Consider the following 18,532-nt stretch of genomic DNA (forward strand, 5'->3'; position numbering starts at 1 on the left):
TGTCGCTTTCCGAGGGAAAAACCTAAATGGTTTTGCCCTGTGGCAAAGTCGCAACGCCTTATCAGCTCAGAGTGTTGTTTGCAGGCAACTTTTTAGCGATTGCTATCGATAAGATCGGTCCAGGCGCGCGCCAAAGCAGCCCCGGCCTTGTCTGCTACAACGCCCGATTGCCGGAGATTAACCGGAAGCTCTGTCGCCCACTTAGAATCAAATTCGGCGATCATATCGCTGAGCGTTTCACTCCATTCAACGACCAGTTTGGTGTCGGCCTCAAAATGAAACTGCGTGCCGTAAGTTGCACGCCCGATGCGATAGGCCTGATGAGCAGTCATGTCGCTGACCGCCATATGAATGGCACCCTCTGGCAAGGAAAACGTATCCCGGTGCCAGTGGAAAATAGGGAAAGCTGAACCTGCCGCAGACAGGACAGGATCGCTCTGCCCCTGCTCCGTCAGCCGTACCTCATGCCAGCCAAATTCCATCGGGCGGTCGAGGATATTTTCGCCACCATAGGCGCGTGCAACGAGCTGACTGCCAAGACAGATGCCAAGCACAGCCTTGTCTTTATCGCCAAAGGCCCGAATAAGATCGAGCAGATCAGGGAAATAAGGATAATCGCCATCGGCAAGCGCGTTCTGCTCGCCACCCAGCACGATCAGGGCCTCGTGCCCACTGTCATCCGCGGGAAGCGTATCGCCATTATAGGCGTGCCTGACATCGATTGTATGCCCCGCTTCAATCAGGATCGGCTCAATCTGCCCCAGTCCTGAATCGGGATAATTCTGAACGACCAACACGCTCATTTCTCAGACCCCAAGCTTTTGCTTATAGCATTTCCAGCAAAAGTGCGAAGCGGCTTTGCGTCGGATAATGCGTAAAAACAAACAGTTACAGCGGTTCCAACGATTCATTCTTAACTGGAACCGCTGTAAAAAGAGCTACCATGAAAAAAGCCCGGACAACAAGCCGGGCTTTCACTTGATTGGTTTGTTCGATTGATCAATTGACCACAGACACGCTGACGGTGCGGCCTGCAACAAGATGAACACCCTGCGGCACATCTTCGAGTTTCACGCGCACAGGAACGCGCTGCGCCAGGCGCACCCAGTTAAATGTCGGTGAAACATTGGCCAGGAGGCTTGTTGAATCGCTGCGTTCACGATCTTCGATACCGCCAGCGATACCCTCGACCTGTCCCTTAAGCTTCAGTTTGCTGCCCATCACGTCGATCACAACCGGATCGCCGATATTGATGCGTTCAAGCTTGTTTTCCTCAAAATAGCCCGAGACGTAGAACGAGTCCGTATCAACCAGCGCCGTGACTGCGGAACCGGTAGTTACATAATCGCCAGGCTGAAGCGAGAAGTTGGTGATGACACCATTTACAGGCGCCTTGACAGACGAACGTTCCAGATTGAGCGATGCGAGATCATGGTCGAGTTCGGCCTGACGATAGGTGGCCTCGGCCTGCATCGTCGTGGTCTCGATCTGCTCCATCTTCTGCTGCGTAACCGTGGTATCATTCAGCTTGCGATAGCGGGTAAGATCACGATTGGCCATATCGAGTGCAGCCTTGCTGCTGGCAAGCTTTGCTTCTGCCTGCTGCAATGCAAGCTTGTAGCGTGCCTGATCGATGCGGAAAATCACGTCACCCTGTTTGATGTCCTGATTGTCGTGCACCAGAACCTCGCTCACCAGACCCGAAACATCGGGAGCAAGACGCACCACATCGGCGCGGATCTTGCCATCGCGTGTCCACGGCGCGTTCATATAATAATCCCAGAGATGCCAGCCGAGAAGCCCTGCCATTGTGACCATGACGAGGGTTAGGAAGACCCGGCCCGAATGTGCAAAAAGCTTCTTCATAGTGGTATTCCATTTACGATGACGGCGCTTGCGCCAAGAATGCAGAAGTACATGGCGGCATCAAAAAGAGGCCTGTGCCATACAAAACGGTAAAAACGGGCGCGTGCGAGCAATCGCTGCATCAGTGAGTTCGCGAAATAGGCGCCCAGTGCCAGAACCGCGAGGCTCGGCAGATAGATTCCATAGATGTCGAATTCCGGTCTCATGACTCTAAAATTTCCATTCTCTGAACGTATCTCAGGCAGCCTGCGGCAGTTCCAGTTGCGGCTGTGGCGGCAACTGAAAAGGCGGCGCCTTCGGGAAGAGGTTGAAGCGCAGGGCGACCAGCGCCAGACGTGGTCTTTTGGCGATTGCTGGCGATCCATGATCAATGATCACCGCGATAGCGTGATCGATGGCCGCAAGAAGCCGCTCGTCAATATCGATACGCGTTTCAGCCTTCTTGTTGCGCAGAAGCGCGCGATAGTGAGCACCAATGCCGTCGAGCACCCTATCGACCGCTTCACGGCAAGGTTCAGGCAGCTTCGTCCGATATTGCTGAAGATCGATCGTATTCATGCCGTTGCGCAGATCACGCAGCAGATCTACCTTGGCGATATCCGCTGACGGGATCAGAGCCAGTCGCGGCGTCATCATGCCGATGCGATCAATCATTCTGAGCAGCAAGCGGTTCATGCGCTGACGACGATGGCGACCCGGCTTGCGTTCAGTTGCAAGAGCAAGATCATTCCAGCCTGCTTTAACCAGACGCTGCACTGTCCATTCAGCACCCACCGAACGAACAATCGACGTTACGACCGCTGCAATCACAATACCCAGAACAGTCGCCAGATTGGCATTGGCAAAGCTTACAAAATCATGCGTGAGATGGCCTTGCAGCATCAGCATGTTTGGCAAGTTCACGCAAAGCACCATGCCAAGCAGGAATTGCGATGGGATTGCCAAGAGCAATCCTGCGGGGACGAGAAACAGGCCCAGGACCAGCACCAGCGGGAAGAAGCCATCAACCAGCGGCAGAAGTGCAAACTCAAAAACGAAGGCTGCAACAATTACGATCAGCAACAACCAGCCGAACTTGCGCATGACCGGAACCGGATCATCCATCGCTGCAAAGATACAGCAGAAGATACCAGCCATCATCGCAGCCGCACTGCCCTGCGACCAACCGGTTGCAATCCAGAATGCAGTTGCAACACCGGTCGATACGAATGCGCCAAAGCCCGAAAGAATGGCCATGCCATAATCTCTGTGCTGCGGGCGGCTTTTCAGATGGGCATCATAACGACGCCAGCGAAGCGAATGACGGGAACCGGAAACGATGTCCTGACGCAGCGTAATACAATCGCTCCAGATCTGCACCAGATCTCTCACGCGTGCTGCAACATTGAATGGAAGCAGCTCGCCCCAAGTGTGGGCGTCTTTGCCAAACCGGTCGATCTCATCGATATAGCTCAGCAAAACTGCACGGCGCTGCTCGGTGAGGTTCTCCCCGCTTTCAATCCAGTCGCAGGCTTCATCCAGCAATTTCTGCACCGCCGGATGCCATGGCTTTTGCCCTTCACCGGGCTTGAGCACCAAGACGTCATGCAGGCTCGAAATGATCGGCAAAACAGCCACCATGCGCTGCTGTAGAACATGCAGAAGTGTTCCGACATTGCGGATCGATGACGTATCATAAGCCACATGCGTCGTCAGATTGCGCAGCTCCAACGCGTCGGCTGCAAGCCGCTGGCGGTCACGGCGAAATTCCGGGCTATCGCCCTCTCCGCGTAATGTCTCAAGTGCAAGCTTGGAACCATCGCGCAACCAATTGTCGATACGAGCCATAAGGACCGGACCGCTATGGCGTGGGAATACCAGTCGGTTGACCACCGCCGCACAGATGATGCCGATCGCAATTTCTTCGACGCGGCCCACCGCATAATCAAATGTGGTTTCAGGAACTGAAACCACGGCAAAGCTCGCAATAGCTACGGTATAACCAGCCAGCATGAAAAGATAACTACGCGGTGTACCGTCGAGCAGGCTGATCGCCAGACAAAGACCCATCCACAGACCGATGGCCAATGTCAGAATCTCAGGCGAATTGACCAGATGCGGGACGAATAAAATCGTAACAGCGCCACCAATGATCGTGCCGATCAGCCGATAAAAGCCTTTGGAAGTTGTGGCACCAGAAAGCGGATGCGCCACAATATAGACAGCCGCAACCGACCAATAAGGATTGGGCAGGTTAGCCATCAGGGCGATCCACAATGCAAGCATTGCTGCCGCAAAGGTCTTCAGCGAGAAGACCACGTCCCAAAAGCGCGGCGATGTTTCAACGGGCTTTATCATCGGTGTTACAAGTTACAAATATCAGTCAGATTTCATGCAAAGCCTTCCCGGTCAGGAAGACTGGTTCTGGAATTTTTCGCTGAGACGGCGCAACACATCGATTGCTACATCGACAGCTTCTGGATCGAGATCACCCAAAAATGCAGCGCGCAGGCGAGCTGCAGTCTTGTCGACTTTTGACGCAAGCGTCCGCCCTTCGTCCGTCAGCTGAATGAGCTTCACCCGGCGGTCCGTATCATCGGCGATGCGGCGGATCAGGTTTTCCTTCTCCAGCTCGTCTACGACACGGACAATCGTTGCGCCTTCAATGCCAACTCTTTCCGCCAGCACACCCTGCGGAATGCAGTCACCGTGCCGCAGGAGCGTCATGAGCGGTATGGCTTTAGCATCAGAAAGACTATGCTCCGCCATTGCTGCATCAAAAGCTTTACGCCACCCTCGCGCATTAGCGGAGAGCAGCGGTGCAAATTCGACCCAAGCCTGTTTCATCACTTAAATTCCATTCAAATAGATAGCTTCATATCTATATGGATACAATCTAGTTCATTGCAACTTGTATCTTCATCCCATCAAAAAAACGTGTGAGCACATACGCGGTTTGTACAATACAACCAAAAAGCTTGACCATTGGCCTGCGCCTCTGCCATCGATGCGATCATGCGCGCAAATTATAAAATGCAACGAATTTATATCGAGACGGGCCTTGGCGACGGCGTAAGTGTGGAAGCGCCGACGCAGGCCGCCCATTATCTTACGCATGTGCTTCGTTTGAAGGAAGGCGATGAAGTTCTCGCCTTTAACGGACAGGATGGCGAATGGAAGGTCAGACTGCGCCCCGAAGGCAAGAAGCGGCTCTTTCTGGAAGCCGTCGAGCAAACCCGCGCGCAGCCAGCCCCCTGTGATCTGATTTATTGCTTTGCGCCACTGAAACAGGGTCGGCTTGATTATATGGTGCAAAAAGCCGTGGAAATGGGTGCTGGCGTTCTGCAGCCCGTGGTCACACAGCATACGCAAGTGCCCAAGCTTGGCACGGACCGCATCAAAGCCAATGCGATTGAAGCCGCTGAACAATGCGGCGTGCTTGCCATCCCTGAATGCCGCGATGCAATACGTTTTGATCGCTTTCTTGAGCAATGGGATCAGTCGCGACGCCTCATCTTCTGTGATGAAGGCCATGAGACTGATGATCCACTGACCATTTTAAGCAATCTTAAACCCGGCCCATATGCGGTGCTGATCGGGCCAGAAGGCGGGTTTTCGGAAGGCGAGCGCCAGCAATTGCGCGGCCTGCCTTTCGTCACAGCGATACCACTCGGCCCGCGCATTCTGCGCGCTGATACGGCAGCCGTTGCGGCGCTTACGCTCGTGCAAGCAATATTGGGCGACTGGAGGGTATGAGCATGATTTTAAGAAAATCCAATCATCAATGAAATTGACTTGCGTGATTTGACAAATTTGTCCAATCACGCTGACAAAGACAAATTCGACTAGGGACACTATACATGGCGCGCGACACGACCGATGAAACAGCACTGACCGGTGTTGAAGAACTCGCAGCCTATCTTGCCGAAGGTAGCAAGCCGAAGGATGCGTGGCGCATCGGCACCGAACACGAGAAATTTCCTTTCTACGTCGCGGATAACAGCCCTGTTCCCTATGAAGGCCCGCGCGGAATCAAGGCCATTCTCGAAGGCATGAAGGCCAAGCTCGGCTGGGAGCCGATCATCGATGAAGGCAATATTATTGGCCTCGTTGAGCCAACCGGACAGGGTGCCATTTCGCTTGAACCGGGTGGTCAGTTCGAACTATCCGGCGCTCCGCTTTCCTCTATTCACCAGACGTGCCGCGAAGTGAATGCGCATCTCTCGCAGGTACGCGAGATCGCGGAACCGCTCGGCATTCGTTTCCTTGGCCTTGGCGGCAGCCCTAAATGGACGCTGGCTGAGACGCCGGTCATGCCGAAATCGCGTTACAAGATCATGAGCAACTACATGCCGAAAGTCGGGCATGAAGGTCTCGACATGATGTACCGCACCTCGACCGTTCAGGTTAATCTCGACTTTAGCTCCGAAACCGATATGCGCCGCAAGATGCAGGTCTCGATGAAGCTCCAGTCGATTGCGACAGCGCTCTTCGCCAGCTCGCCTTTCACCGAAGGCAAGCCGAACAATCTTCTGTCCTGGCGCTCCAATATCTGGCGCGACACCGACAACCAGCGCTCGGGCGTTTTGCCTTTCGTCTTTTCGGAAAACTTCGGCTTCATCGATTATGTCGAATGGGCGCTCGACGTTCCGATGTACTTTATCCTGCGCGACGGTCGTTATCACGACTGCACGCATGTCACCTTCCGTCAGTTCATGAATGGCGCATTGAAGGGCGAAGTCAGCGATCCGGTTCCAAATATGGGCGATTGGACCAATCATCTTTCTACGCTGTTCCCGGAAGTGCGTCTCAAGCGCTTCCTGGAAATGCGTGGTGCTGATGGTGGTCCATGGCGTCGCATCTGCGCTCTGCCCGCTTACTGGGTTGGCCTGCTATATGATGATGAAGCACTCAGTGCGGCAGAAGATCTGACCAAAGACTGGACCTATGAAGAGGTTCTGGCGCTACGCAACGATGTGCCTGCAAAAGCTCTGAATGCATCATTCCGCGGCAAGCCGGTGGCGCAGATTGCACGCAAGACGCTGGAGATTTCCCGTCTTGGTCTTCTGAACCGCAAGCAGCTCAATGGCGACGGCTTTGACGAAACCCATTTCTTAGCACCGCTCGAAGAAATCGTCGCAGCAGGTATCACCGATGCCGAACGTATGCTCAAAGCCTATAACAGCGTTTGGGCAGGCTCGGTCGAACCGATCTTCCTTGAATACGCTTACTAAGCCTTCAAATCAGTCGAGCTAATCTTCGACCGTAACCAGCGGTGCGCCGGGTCACTTTCCCGGCGCTTATGCCATATCTGCACAAAAGGTATAGGTGGCAGGGCCACAGGCGCAGGCAGGACAACCAGATTATCATCCGGCAGCAGGTTCTTGAGCCCGCCCCGCGCGATGGTCAAGATGAGGTCTGTGTCGGCAATCAGCTGTGGTGCCACACCCCAATGCGGAACCACCACGGCAATGTGCCGTGTATGCCCTGCAAGCCTCAAGCTTTCATCGATCTCCGTTGTTGCATCTCCACGCACCGCCACCAATGCATGAGGGCGTGCGAAATAAGTCTCGATGTCAAATTTGCGACCTTTAAGACTTCGGCGATCAAGCAGACAGACATATTTGTCCTGCATGATGATATCTGCTGCAATTTGCGCTGGCAGATACGGAAAGACACCAAAGCCCAGATCAATCTCGCCATCCAGAATGCGCGCGATCATGCCTTCGCGACTGAATTGACTGACCGCAAGATCTATCCCCGGTGCGTCCTTCCGCAATTCGCGCACCAACCCCGGCAGCAGGATACTGCCGCCATAATCCGACATGGAAAGATGAAAGCGATACTGTGTTGTTGCCGGGTCAAATCCCTGCGGCCCAAGTACCGCGCGAACCCCCGTCAGAACCTCTGTCAGCGGCTTTGCAATTTCCATTGCCTTGAGCGTTGGCACCAGCCCCGCGCCTTCGCGCACAAGTAGTGGATCATCAAACAGATCACGCAGACGCGCCAGCGCGTGGCTGACTGCTGGCTGGCTCATATTGAGCCGTATAGCCGCACGGGAGACGTGCCGCTCCGTCAGAAGCACATCCAGAATGACGAGCAAATTTAGATCAACATTTCTTAGATTATTCGTCTGATGCATATATGTCTCGATAATCTGAATTTCACATTCACCAAACATATAACTAGATCGGAGCTAAAGGAATAGACGAAAGGACCTTCCATGCAGGCTCAGGGATCACTTACATTTCTCGTCGCTGCCCTCATCGCCGGTGCGGTGGTGCCATTTCAGGCCGGTGCCAATGCGGCTCTTGGCCGAGCGCTTGGCCACCCACTTTGGGCAACTATCGTTTCGCTGATTGTCAGCATCATCTGCGTGCTGCCGGTTTTGCTGGCTATGAAAGTGTCCCTACCCACTTTCACCGGTCTTTCGGGACAGCCTAAATGGATATGGATCGGCGGGGTTGCGGGCGTGCTTTATATCACCGCCGCCATTCTGCTTGCACCAAAGCTTGGCGCAGCCGGTTTCATGACTGCGGTGATTGCCGGGCAACTGATCGCCTCTGTGCTGATCGATTATTTCGGCATCATGGGATTTGTATCAAAAGAAATCACGCCATCCCGGATGATCGGCGTCCTGCTCGTCGCCATTGGCGTCATCGTCATGCAGGGGCCATCCCTATGGCGCGGAATGCAGGCACTGGCCGCATCCGGACAGCACTAAAACCAAAGGAACGCGAAATGAATACTCAATCAACCCAACAATCATTCACTCTTGGCGAAGGGGCTGTCCCTGTGCAAATCCGCTTTGCCCGACCAACGGATAAATTCAATGAAGTGGTCGCTTTCTATCGTGATGGTCTTGGGCTGCCGCAACTTGGTGCCTTTGAAGCACACGCCGGATATAATGGTATCATGCTGGGCCTACCCGGAAAGAGTGTGCATCTTGAATTCACCGAACATGAAGCAGGCAGTCCTTGCCGGGCTCCGTCGGAGGATAATCTGCTGGTGATTTATATAACCGACGAGGCGGCTTATGATCGTTTGAACAAACGGATGCAGGATGGAGGCTATGCGCCTGTGGAGCCAGAAAATCCATATTGGCTCAACCGCAGTTTCACCTATGAGGACCCGGACGGCTGGCGTGTGGTGGTCTGCAAAGAAACAGGTATTTAACGCGCATTCCGAAAAGTGCGAAGCGGTTTTCGGAATGCGCTAGACTCACTTCAAATAAGCAAAAGGCGCGGAAATCCGCGCCTTTTGTTCGTTAAGCAGAAACCTGCGTTCCCTTGCTCGGATCAGGGATAACGACAATCGTACTGCCATCGCGCACGTTGTTGTAAAGGTCGATGACATCCTGATTGAGCAGTCGGATACAGCCCGACGATACCGCCTTGCCGATGCTCCATTCTTCCGACGAGCCGTGAAGACGATAGATCGTGTCTCGCCCATCCTTGTGGATATATAGCGCGCGGGCACCAAGCGGATTCTTCAGGCCCGGAGGCATACCGCCATTGGCAATGCTATAAGGTTGAAGCGCAGGCTGGCGCGCAACCATTTCATCCGGCGGCGTCCAGCGTGGCCACTGACGCTTATAAGCAATAATCGCTCGCCCTGCCCACGAGAAACCATCGCGCCCTACACCGATGCCGTAACGCATGGCGCGGCCATTGCTGCGCACATGATAGAGATATTTGTTCGGCGTATCGACTATGACGGTGCCGACCTTCTCACTGGTCGGATAATCGACTTCCTGCCGCCAGAATTTCGGATCGACTTTGGCAACATTCACCGCAGGGAGCGGAAACTGCTCATAGGGCATTGCCTCATACATTGGCGGCACGGCGCGCACCGGTGCAGGCGCGGCAGCAACTTTAGCAGGCGTGGCCTGCTGGGCCGTTGAAACGCAACCCGAAAGTGCGACAGCACTCGCACCGATCAGAAATGCACGGCGACTTGTGACACCCTTGGGCAGCAGCGGCACACCACTGCCTTCAGAAAATTTACGCGACATCCAAAAACTCTTTCATTTGCACGACTTGAAGCCACATGCCTTCCCACTACGAATGCATGTCAGCGAATGTGTGCCGAGAAAGAAGAGACCAAACTTAAGTGAGCCTTAAGAAAACAACGTAATCTGCAACTTACGCGTTATCTTGAGTGATGATGAAGCGATCAAAGGGCATGTGTTGCTAAAATAGCGATCCCTGCCCGCCTGGACCAGACGATGGCGCCTTGCGCGTCGCGCCTTTCGGTGATGCTGTCTCGGGACCATGTCCCGCCGTTGCCGAAACATCTCCATCACGGAAGCGGATCGATAAAGCGTCGCCTTCAGAAACGCTTGCGGCTAGTTTGATCGGCTTGCCATCGGCATCAAAAACAACCGCAAAGCCGCGATCAAGAACACTTTCATAAGACAGTGTCCGCATCAGGCGTTCCAATTCCTGACCACGCCTTTTTGTGCGCTCAAACAGGATATTAATCGCCTGATCACGACGCCGATCAAGCTGTTCGATTGCGCTTTTCGCAAGTGTCGTACGCCGCAATAAAGGCTCTGGCGTCAGCCGGTCGGAACGTCTTGCAAGCAACGTACGGCGTTCGCGCAAAAACGCTTCAAGCGCACGCGGCAGGCGTTGTCCGAGCAGCTTCATGTGACGCTTCTGTTCCTCGAACCCACGTTGCAGCAAGCGCGGCGACAACTGACGTGCGCGACCCTCAAAATGAACACGCTTCTTTTGTGTATTCACAAACAAGGCCCGCGTTAGCCGCGAAGCGGCTTCATCAAAACGGCGCCGTGGCAATGCCAGCAACTGATCGGCCGAAGGCAATGCCCGGCTCGCCGCACGATGCGCCTGACGCTTCAGGTCAATAAACCGCGACATGGCAGACGCCAGACGCGCCGATTGCGTTGCAACAGTTGCAACCAGATCGGCTTTGACCGGCACAGCCATTTCAGCCGCACCAGTCGGCGTTGGCGCGCGCACATCGGCAGCCAGATCAATCAGCGTCCAATCCGTTTCATGGCCGACAGCCGAAATCACCGGAATATGCGAAGCCGCAACAGCCCGCACGACAATCTCATCATTGAAGCCCCAGAGGTCTTCAAGACTGCCCCCGCCACGCGCCACAATCAACACATCGGGACGAGTAATTGCACCGTCTTCGGCCAGCGCGTTGAAACCTTCCACCGCTGCAGCCACTTCCGCTCCGCTTGTCTCGCCCTGCACACGCACCGGCCAGACAATCACATGCAGCGGATAACGATCCGAAATGCGGTGAATAATATCGCGGATTACCGCCCCTGTTGGCGATGTGACAACACCAATAACCCGCGGCATGAAAGGCAATAGTTGCTTGGCCGCCGGATCAAACAGGCCTTCGGCGGCCAGCCTGCGCTTGCGCTCTTCAAGCAGTGCCATCAGCGCGCCAGCGCCCGCAGGCTCCATCTGTTCGATGACGATTTGATATTTGGAAGAGCCCGGATAAGTCGTCAGTTTGCCCGTAGCAATGACTTCCATCCCCTCTTCAGGGCGGAAGCGTAAACGCCCCATCGATCCACGCCAAATCACAGCCTCAAGCCGCGACCGGTCATCCTTCAATGCAAAATAGGCATGCCCCGACGAATGCGGACCACGATAGCCGGAAATCTCGCCGCGCACGCGCACATGCGAAAACGTATCCTCGACCGTACGCTTCAAAGCGCCGGAAATCTCGGAAACGCTGTATTCCGCTACATTTGAAGCGGTACCGCTTGGTATAGAATCGGAACCCATGCTCATCCCATCATAGGCACCCAGCGACCCCCTCCGGTCAACTGGTCAAGACGTCACCCTGTATCTTATGCACCGTCACCAGCCAGGCAACAATTCGTTGCTGCGCACGCGCCGCGTCCGAATGGACGGAAAGGCTGAAATTTCAGCCGAAGCAAGTGCAGCCGGTGCCGGCGATGAAATATTATCAAGGCTTTCAATGATATGCTGCGCCAGCGCGTCAACAATCGCGTTCTGCTTGGTATGTCCACGCATGATGCCAATGCCAAACTCCGGTAGGGCGCCAAAACCATCCGCTTCACCCAAAACGCGCATTCCAGGCCGTAGCGCGCACTCCGGCAACACCGAAACCGCAAGCCCCGAAAGAACGGCTGCTGCCAAAACAGTCGCAGACCAGCTCGTAATAATAATCCTATAATCGCGTTCTACCTGTTCCAGAACATCGATCGCTGCATGGCGCCAGATGCAAGTCGGTCGTCCGACAGCGAGCGGAAGCACCGCTTCTTCATGTACCGCGTGATTGGCCGACGTCACCCACAAAAGCGGCTCGGTGCGCACAACTTCAGACCGGCGCTTATCATCGCACTGCGTCACAAGAGCGATGTCGAGCGTTCCACGACGGATCATTTCATCGAGATTAACTGTCGGCTCGCAAACAACCGAAAGTTCGACACGCGGGTTAGACCGCGCAAAACGTGCCATGATTTCAGGCAGAAACCGATCTGCATAATCGTCGGGCGTGCCGATACGCACATGGCCTTCCAGTTGCGTATCATCAAAGGCCGCGATGGTTTCGCCATTCAGCAACAACATGCGGCGCGCATAAAGCAGCAGCCTTTCGCCGTCTTCGGTCAGGCGGTTGATGCGTCCATCACGTTCAAAGAGTGACTTTCCGATACGTTCCTCAAGGCGGCGCATCTGCATGGAAACCGCAGACTGTGTTTTAAAAACAGCGTCCGCCGCTTTGGTAAAACTACCTGTATCGGCAATGGCAATGAAGGTCTGCAACTGGTCCAGATCCAAAGGCGCACTCATCAAAACCATCCATCACTATTATTGAACTGTTACATTAAAAACATTCGTTGGAACAATCAATTCCATTATTGGATAAAGCCGGTGTCGCAGAGAATGGAGACGCGAAAGCGAATGACCTGACGATAGAAACAATTTGACGAAGCGCGCTTAAAGGAGAGCGGCAATGACAGCGATAAGCAAGACCACCATGACACATTTACCGGCTTCGAGCACACTGACCTCCGTGCTCAAGCAAGTGGTAAAATCCGTGTTTACGTCGGTTATGCGTCGCTGGACGCTATTCCGAAACCGGCGTCATGTACTTCATCTCAATGAACTCGATAGCTACTTGCTCAAGGATATCGGGCTTCAGAGTGGAGACCTCTACACGGCTGTTCACAAACGCAGCGCGGAAGATCCGACGCGCGTTCTGGCCGCCCTTGCAGATGCACGCTTGCGCGTGGAGGCGACCCGCCACATCTGTTGATTGACATCTGGCAGGCGCCACCTTCACAGGCCGGGTCCCCTCTCGGCCAGCCTGCTCCTTGCCCGGCCGCACCTCTGCTGCCGGGCTTTTTTTATGCGCGCACTTGGCAATTTGCGATGCAAAGCCAATACTTTCCGGGCGCAACAAAGAAATAGCAGAATTTGCCACATTTTTTAAAAGAAGGGCTTGCGCTCATCGTTTGAGTTCGCTAGATGGTGGCCACCGACGAACGAAGCAACAGCTTCCGTCGAAATCACGCCTCAGAAACAACACTGATACGTGACCCTGCTGGGGAATAGGTTAACGGTAGACCCACGGACTCTGACTCCGTTAGTCCTGGTTCGAATCCAGGTTCCCCAGCCATTCGATTTCATTAGGTTTTTCCAGATTTTAGACTAGATCTTGAGCTGTTTCGGTTTGTAAAATGTGCAAACCACAATTTTTTATCCGTATAACTCACTGTTTTTGTTATCGTGTTATCTCAGAACAACGGTACATTTTCCAAACCTTTTGGCATCAGTTGCTTGCCACCGCTTTTGCGCAGCATTATTGGATTGATCTGCTCGTGACTGAAAATTGGTGGAAAGCGGACAAAGGCTCCCAGACTTAACCTTATCTCTCAATCATTTTAGGTGACCTGCATCCCAGGCACATTCAGCGATGTACGGTAGGCCGTCGGCGAGATGCCGATGATACGCTTGAAGGCATTGCTGAACGCACTTTCGGATGTGTAGCCAAGCGACCGGGCAACGCTTGCTACGGGCGTCTTTTCTTCGCGAAGCGCGCGTTCGGCCAGCCGCATGCGCCATTCGGCCAGATACGTAAGCGGGGCGACGCCAGCGACGTTGCGGAAATGGAGTGCGAAAGACGTCCGCGACATCGCGCATGAGCGGGCGAGCTCCTCCAAATGCCATGCGCGATCTGGGTGGCCATGCATAAGGCGCAACGCCGGCGCGACACGCGGATCGGCCAGCGCCCGCAGCCAGCCTGGGGGCATGTGGCTCGATGAGTTCAAATGCGAGCGTAATATCTGAATGAATAGCAGTTGCGTGAGCTGCGCCGAGGCAAGCTGCGAACCATGCAGCGCTGTATCCTTTTCGACCACCAGTCTGTCAATCAGCCAACGGAAGGTCGCCGTCTCCGGCGCCGCTGCGCGTGAATGGATCCACACGGGCAGGATTTCTGACAGCAGCCGGCCGCGCGTTGGATCAACCGTCACATGGCCGCCGATATAGGAAAATGCATCGCCTTTACCGAGCTTGACTGTCGTACAATCCGGCGCGGAAAACAGGCTCATTGCATCGATAGGTCCAACGCCGGGACGGTTCGTCACCACAAAAGACCGCCGCGCCGCAAGCAGACCAACATCGCCTGTCTCGAACAAGATCGGTTCCGGTTCTCCTTCGAGAAGCAACCAACAACTTCCCGTCACAATGGCAAAGAACTTGATCTTGTCCTTGGCGGGAAAGCTGATTGCCCAGTCGTCGCAGCCGGCGCTGAACCCGCCAGTCATGACCGCCTCGGCGCTGGTCAGCCGCAGAATATCGGAAAAGGGATCAATGCTCATTTCCGTACTATCGCGCAAGCAATACGGACTTTCAAGCATTTACAGTCCAGGGGCGCGGCCGTACCCTCTCATCAACCAATTAATCAGAAGGAAGACAACATAGCTGGCGAAACTGTACTCGTGACCGGCGGCACTGGCTTCATCGCGCAATATTGCATGATTGCGCTACTCAACGCCGGATACAAAGTGCGTACGACCGTGCGTTCGCTCGGGCGCGAAGCCGAGGTTCGCGAGCACCTCAAAGTTGGCGGCGTCGATGCTGGCGATCGCCTGAGTTTCGTGGTAGCCGACCTCTCCAGCGACATTGGCTGGGCCGAAGCTGCCGATGGTTGTAGCTACGCCATGCATGGCGCATCGCCGACGCCGTCGGGCGACCAAGTCAAATTGGAGGATTGGGTGCAGCCTGCCGTAAACGGCAATCTGCGAGTGTTGCGCGCGGCCCGCGATGCCGGCATGAAGCGCGTCGTGCTGACATCTGCCTTCGGTGCCATTGGCGTCGGCCACGGGCCAGACCATCGCCGTCCTTTCGACGAAACCGACTGGAGCAATCTGGATGGCAATGTCGCGCCGTACCAAATCTCGAAAACGCTGGCCGAGCTTGCTTCGTGGGATTTCATCGAGAAGGAAGGCAGCGGGCTGGAATTGGCGGCAGTGAACCCGACCGCTGTCTATGGCCCGGCGCTGGGAGCAGACTATTCGCACTCAATTCGGCTCATCACCAACATGTTGGAAGGTCAGCCCGGTTGCCTCAATGTCAATTCCTGCTGTGTCGATGTCCGAGACGTTGCCGACCTGCATTTGCGTGCCATGAGAGACCCGGCCGCCAAGGGCCAGAGATTCCTTGCTACCGTGGGCGAAGCGATGCTGATGGTCGAGATAGCACAATTGTTGAAGGATCGCCTCGGCAAGGCCGCCGACAAGGTATCGACCACGGTTTTGCCTGACAACCAGGTGCGCAAAATGGCAGAGACGAACCCCGCGCTTAAAATGCCGGCATCCCTGCTCGGCTACGACATGAACGCGAGCGGCAAGAAGGCCGAGCGGCTGCTGGGCTGGAAGCCACGCTCACGCGAAGAAGCAATCATCGCCTCCGCTCAGAGCCTGATCGATCTCGGGCTCCTGAAGTCCTGAAGTCCTGAAGTCCGACGAGCTCGAATGTCCACTTAGAAGTCGTTAGTTGAGGTTCAATCAACCCGAGTTAAACAAGCATTTAGACATTAACCAATCGGATGAAACTGCTGTAAATTGGTTTGCATTTCGCAGCTAAACCATTGATTCACAAAGGGCGTGGAATGCTTCATTTTAGAAAATGATTATATATAATCAATAGACTGGCTGGGGCCCTGACTCCGTTAGTCCTAGTTCGAATCCAGGTTCCCCGGCCAAAACTTTCTTCAATAAGATCAACGATTTAGATAAATTAAACACTCTGTGAAGAGCCGTTTTCATGCCACGTTTTGCCGCAAATGGATTCCCTGTAATTACAAATACTTACAAAAAACCCCGGCAAATCCATACAACATGCTCATCTCTCCCAGTAATATGCATAAGAAGCATCGCCAATAATTTGCGGCGATCTCCGTAAATGAGCAGAGCTTCAGATAAGGCTTTAACAAGGAAGCGTTTAAGGTTTTATACTTGGACATAACCGTTACAAATTTAGCTTCACCATTCTTTGGAACTCCTGCAACTGGCGCTTTAGTTAGCAATGGCCAAACAGGAATGAACTTTTATTAAAAATTGTTGTGAGACATTCCCGCTACTTGGTTCAGTGAAAGCCCTGGTGCCTTGATATGCCGTGCCATTGATTTTCCTGTCGACAAAAAGGTCACCTCAAATGACGGTCGAATCTTTGGTACCCATCGCATTTGAAAGACGCATATCCGGTTCATTGAATGGTTACTTTGAATGTCTGTGGCAAGGGTGGCACATAGTTCACGAGATATTTTGCGTGTTAGCTGAGTTGACCGCAACATCCGGAACCACCTGCAGTTGAATGTGTTCAGTTCAATGGCGGGCGCGAAACCAAGATTGGATATGTGCCATGTACAAGTTTGCAGCAATCGCAGCGGTGGCTATTTCGGCTTTCGCCTTCACAGTTTCAGCAAATGCGCAAAGTATCGAGCTGGGTCCAAACGGTATCCGAGTAAATCCTGATGGGAACCGCCAAATGGAACGTGATCGCCGTTCTGATCGCGACGAAATAAGTGAGCGTCGCGCAACGCGAATTGCTCGCGACGAAGGAATGGATGAAGTAGAAAGCGTGTCTCGTCGTCGAGGCGTTTATGTTATCCGCGGCATTGATCGCCGCGACAACGATATGCGCGTAGTCATCGACAGGCGGAGCGGCGAGGTTCTTGAAGTGCGATAACCGCTTTCTCAAAAAGCTACCATCTCAAAGCTTTGAATGGAAAGAACCTTGCCGTCGAAACAGAATGTGAGATGATGCTTGGGCGTCGGTGAGGTGTGACAATCGATCAGGCGTAGCCTCGGAACGGCCACCGGCTGCCCCGGGGCTTTTCTTTTGGCAAGAAAGTCCCGCGACTGTGGCTGCATTATAGGTTCAACAAAATTTGAAGCTGTTGAATCAGCAATTTTGAGGTAATACCCCTCATAATAGATAGCAGCCTGGAAATATTCAGATGGATTGGTTCATTGTAGTCTTCGTTACATTCAAGGTTCTCGTGTTAGGCACGGGTATGTTCTTCGCCATCAAATGGCATTATGATCAAGGTAAGAAAGAGAAATAGCCAAGCTATCAGACCGTGAAGGTCCGCTCTGCGGATGTGTGAAGTTGAGAACAGACGGGCCAGTTGCACCCAAGCCTGAAGGGCCGGGCATATCGTCGACAGTTTGGAAAATGTACCGCACCGGGATCGTATCCTAAACACCTTAAGACCAACCAGTCCCGCAACGTGCCCGCGGCTCATTATGTCGTATCTTTAAAAAAGCCAGCCGAAGGCAGGTGCTTAAAATTAATTCGTTCCAAGAAGGTGCGAAACTAAACCTTGAACATAATAACCGTGCGCTTAATTTTACGAGATATGCGGATGCCCCAAAAGGTGTGTATCCGACGACGTGTTTTGCGCACGAAACGAAGCGTCTCACGTTTTACTACCGCAAAAAATCCAACTTTTTTACTTTTGGAAGTTAACGCATCCTTGCGCCCGTCTTCAATTTCGCTCGCCAAATAGCTTATCTCTGGTGTGGCACCATTTATGAGAATGATATCCTGTACGGCAATTGCGGGACACATTTGCCAAAGCTTAAAATCATTTACAGTGGGGTCAAACAGGTAGTCATCGATCGGTGTTAGCCCGGCCACATAATCTCTAAGGACTCTGCGCGCGGCATCCCTACTGATTACATAGGCCCCGGACCCCCAGTGTTTATGGGCTAGCTGTACCAGTTTTCGATCATTATCGAGACTAATAGTTTTGGTTTTTATAATCGTCGGTTCACCGACAGTTTCGAGCTTGATGAGTTCCGCTCCATGTGGAATCCAATCCGCCGAATTGAGAAAACGTCCAGCATCAGCGGACAAATGCAAATCATCTTCCATGACAACAGCATAATCGTCTTCGCGCTCTACGATCATCCTGAAAATAGCCAAGTGAGACTCAGCGCAAGCAATTTCGCCAGTCGTCATGGGCTTACCTTGCTGGCGCTGTTTCCTATAATTCTCAATGTCGGTTGGGGTAAAAGTTCGCCCATCAATTGCTGAAAATCGTTCAAATTCGATAGCTTGGGATCTTAAAATTTGCGCCATGCGTGTCATACGTTCTGGCGCACGATCAAGATTGACAATATAGCTCTTCATAAAGTTTGAACCTATTAAATGTGTGGCTA

Annotated in this window: 18 protein-coding genes and 1 tRNA gene; 8 read left to right on the forward strand and 11 right to left on the reverse strand. The window is 53.5% G+C overall.

The window, feature by feature from the left end:
* Positions 1-92: 92 nt before the first annotated feature.
* The 5 genes from CEV34_RS18205 to CEV34_RS18225 all read right to left on the reverse strand — a co-directional run bounded on the left by CEV34_RS18205 (position 93) and on the right by CEV34_RS18225 (position 4,692).
* Positions 93-803, reverse strand: a complete 711-nt coding sequence (locus CEV34_RS18205; RefSeq protein WP_007877996.1) for a type 1 glutamine amidotransferase — start codon at positions 801-803, stop codon at positions 93-95.
* 196 nt (positions 804-999) lie between these two features.
* On the reverse strand, positions 1,000-1,866 hold the full coding sequence (locus CEV34_RS18210) for an efflux RND transporter periplasmic adaptor subunit (protein WP_007877995.1): 867 nt from the start codon (positions 1,864-1,866) through the stop codon (positions 1,000-1,002).
* On the reverse strand, positions 1,863-2,072 hold the full coding sequence (locus CEV34_RS18215) for a DUF1656 domain-containing protein (protein WP_007877994.1): 210 nt from the start codon (positions 2,070-2,072) through the stop codon (positions 1,863-1,865). The genes CEV34_RS18210 and CEV34_RS18215 overlap by 4 nt, the downstream gene beginning before the upstream one ends.
* Before the next feature lie 31 nt (positions 2,073-2,103).
* Complete coding sequence (locus tag CEV34_RS18220) at positions 2,104-4,203, reverse strand: FUSC family protein (protein WP_007877993.1); 2,100 nt, start codon at positions 4,201-4,203, stop codon at positions 2,104-2,106.
* A 51-nt stretch (positions 4,204-4,254) separates the two neighbouring features.
* Positions 4,255-4,692: a MarR family winged helix-turn-helix transcriptional regulator gene (locus CEV34_RS18225; protein WP_007877992.1), complete on the reverse strand. Its 438-nt coding sequence runs from the start codon at positions 4,690-4,692 to the stop codon at positions 4,255-4,257.
* A gap of 168 nt (positions 4,693-4,860) precedes the next feature.
* Here CEV34_RS18225 and CEV34_RS18230 point away from each other — a divergent pair, with 168 nt between their 5' ends.
* Both CEV34_RS18230 and CEV34_RS18235 read left to right on the forward strand, forming a co-directional pair.
* Positions 4,861-5,601, forward strand: a complete 741-nt coding sequence (locus tag CEV34_RS18230; RefSeq protein WP_007877990.1) for a 16S rRNA (uracil(1498)-N(3))-methyltransferase — start codon at positions 4,861-4,863, stop codon at positions 5,599-5,601.
* Between the two features lie 104 nt (positions 5,602-5,705).
* Complete coding sequence (locus tag CEV34_RS18235) at positions 5,706-7,079, forward strand: glutamate--cysteine ligase (RefSeq protein ID WP_007877988.1); 1,374 nt, start codon at positions 5,706-5,708, stop codon at positions 7,077-7,079.
* On the opposite strand, the gene CEV34_RS18240 is transcribed toward CEV34_RS18235, so the two are convergent.
* Positions 7,076-7,987: a LysR family transcriptional regulator gene (locus tag CEV34_RS18240; RefSeq protein WP_039860487.1), complete on the reverse strand. Its 912-nt coding sequence runs from the start codon at positions 7,985-7,987 to the stop codon at positions 7,076-7,078. The genes CEV34_RS18235 and CEV34_RS18240 overlap by 4 nt on opposite strands.
* 81 nt (positions 7,988-8,068) lie before the next feature.
* On the opposite strand from CEV34_RS18240, the gene CEV34_RS18245 reads away from it, so the two are divergent.
* Together CEV34_RS18245 and CEV34_RS18250 are read left to right on the forward strand one after the other, a co-directional pair.
* Complete coding sequence (locus CEV34_RS18245; RefSeq protein WP_007877984.1) at positions 8,069-8,569, forward strand: DMT family transporter; 501 nt, start codon at positions 8,069-8,071, stop codon at positions 8,567-8,569.
* A gap of 17 nt (positions 8,570-8,586) precedes the next feature.
* A complete protein-coding gene (locus tag CEV34_RS18250; protein WP_051063966.1) occupies positions 8,587-9,021 on the forward strand; it encodes a VOC family protein in 435 nt (144 codons plus the stop codon).
* 91 nt (positions 9,022-9,112) lie between these two features.
* Here CEV34_RS18250 and CEV34_RS18255 read toward each other — a convergent pair whose 3' ends face one another.
* From CEV34_RS18255 to CEV34_RS18265, 3 genes are all read right to left on the reverse strand, one after another.
* Positions 9,113-9,859: a L,D-transpeptidase gene (locus CEV34_RS18255; protein ID WP_007877982.1), complete on the reverse strand. Its 747-nt coding sequence runs from the start codon at positions 9,857-9,859 to the stop codon at positions 9,113-9,115.
* A gap of 178 nt (positions 9,860-10,037) precedes the next feature.
* The gene (gene xseA / locus CEV34_RS18260; RefSeq protein ID WP_007877981.1) at positions 10,038-11,618 is read right to left on the reverse strand and encodes an exodeoxyribonuclease VII large subunit; all 1,581 of its coding nucleotides are present in this window, start codon (positions 11,616-11,618) and stop codon (positions 10,038-10,040) included.
* Positions 11,619-11,693: 75 nt separating this feature from the next.
* Entirely contained in the window at positions 11,694-12,650 is a 957-nt protein-coding gene (locus CEV34_RS18265; protein WP_007877980.1) for a LysR substrate-binding domain-containing protein, read from the reverse strand.
* 163 nt (positions 12,651-12,813) lie between these two features.
* Here CEV34_RS18265 and CEV34_RS18270 point away from each other — a divergent pair, with 163 nt between their 5' ends.
* Together CEV34_RS18270 and CEV34_RS18275 are read left to right on the forward strand one after the other, a co-directional pair.
* Positions 12,814-13,116, forward strand: coding sequence for a DUF1127 domain-containing protein (locus CEV34_RS18270; RefSeq protein WP_007877979.1), 303 nt, complete (start codon positions 12,814-12,816; stop codon positions 13,114-13,116).
* Between the two features lie 289 nt (positions 13,117-13,405).
* Positions 13,406-13,479: transfer RNA gene (locus CEV34_RS18275), tRNA-Gln, on the forward strand.
* A gap of 265 nt (positions 13,480-13,744) precedes the next feature.
* Here the strand turns inward: CEV34_RS18275 and CEV34_RS18280 are convergent.
* Positions 13,745-14,722 carry an AraC family transcriptional regulator gene (locus tag CEV34_RS18280; RefSeq protein WP_039860416.1) on the reverse strand — a complete coding sequence of 326 codons (978 nt, stop codon included), beginning with the start codon at positions 14,720-14,722 and terminating at the stop codon, positions 13,745-13,747.
* Positions 14,723-14,782: 60 nt separating this feature from the next.
* Between CEV34_RS18280 and CEV34_RS18285 the strand changes: the two genes are divergently transcribed.
* Complete coding sequence (locus CEV34_RS18285) at positions 14,783-15,814, forward strand: SDR family oxidoreductase (protein ID WP_039860474.1); 1,032 nt, start codon at positions 14,783-14,785, stop codon at positions 15,812-15,814.
* 913 nt (positions 15,815-16,727) lie between these two features.
* A complete protein-coding gene (locus CEV34_RS18290) occupies positions 16,728-17,054 on the forward strand; it encodes a hypothetical protein (RefSeq protein WP_007877844.1) in 327 nt (108 codons plus the stop codon).
* 630 nt (positions 17,055-17,684) lie between these two features.
* On the opposite strand, the gene CEV34_RS18300 is transcribed toward CEV34_RS18290, so the two are convergent.
* A complete protein-coding gene (locus CEV34_RS18300) occupies positions 17,685-18,503 on the reverse strand; it encodes a glycosyltransferase family 25 protein (RefSeq protein ID WP_051063961.1) in 819 nt (272 codons plus the stop codon).
* Between the last annotated feature and the right edge of the window lie 29 nt (positions 18,504-18,532).

The organism is Brucella pseudogrignonensis, from assembly GCF_002252525.1.
Taxonomy (GTDB): Bacteria; Pseudomonadota; Alphaproteobacteria; order Rhizobiales; family Rhizobiaceae; genus Brucella; species Brucella pseudogrignonensis.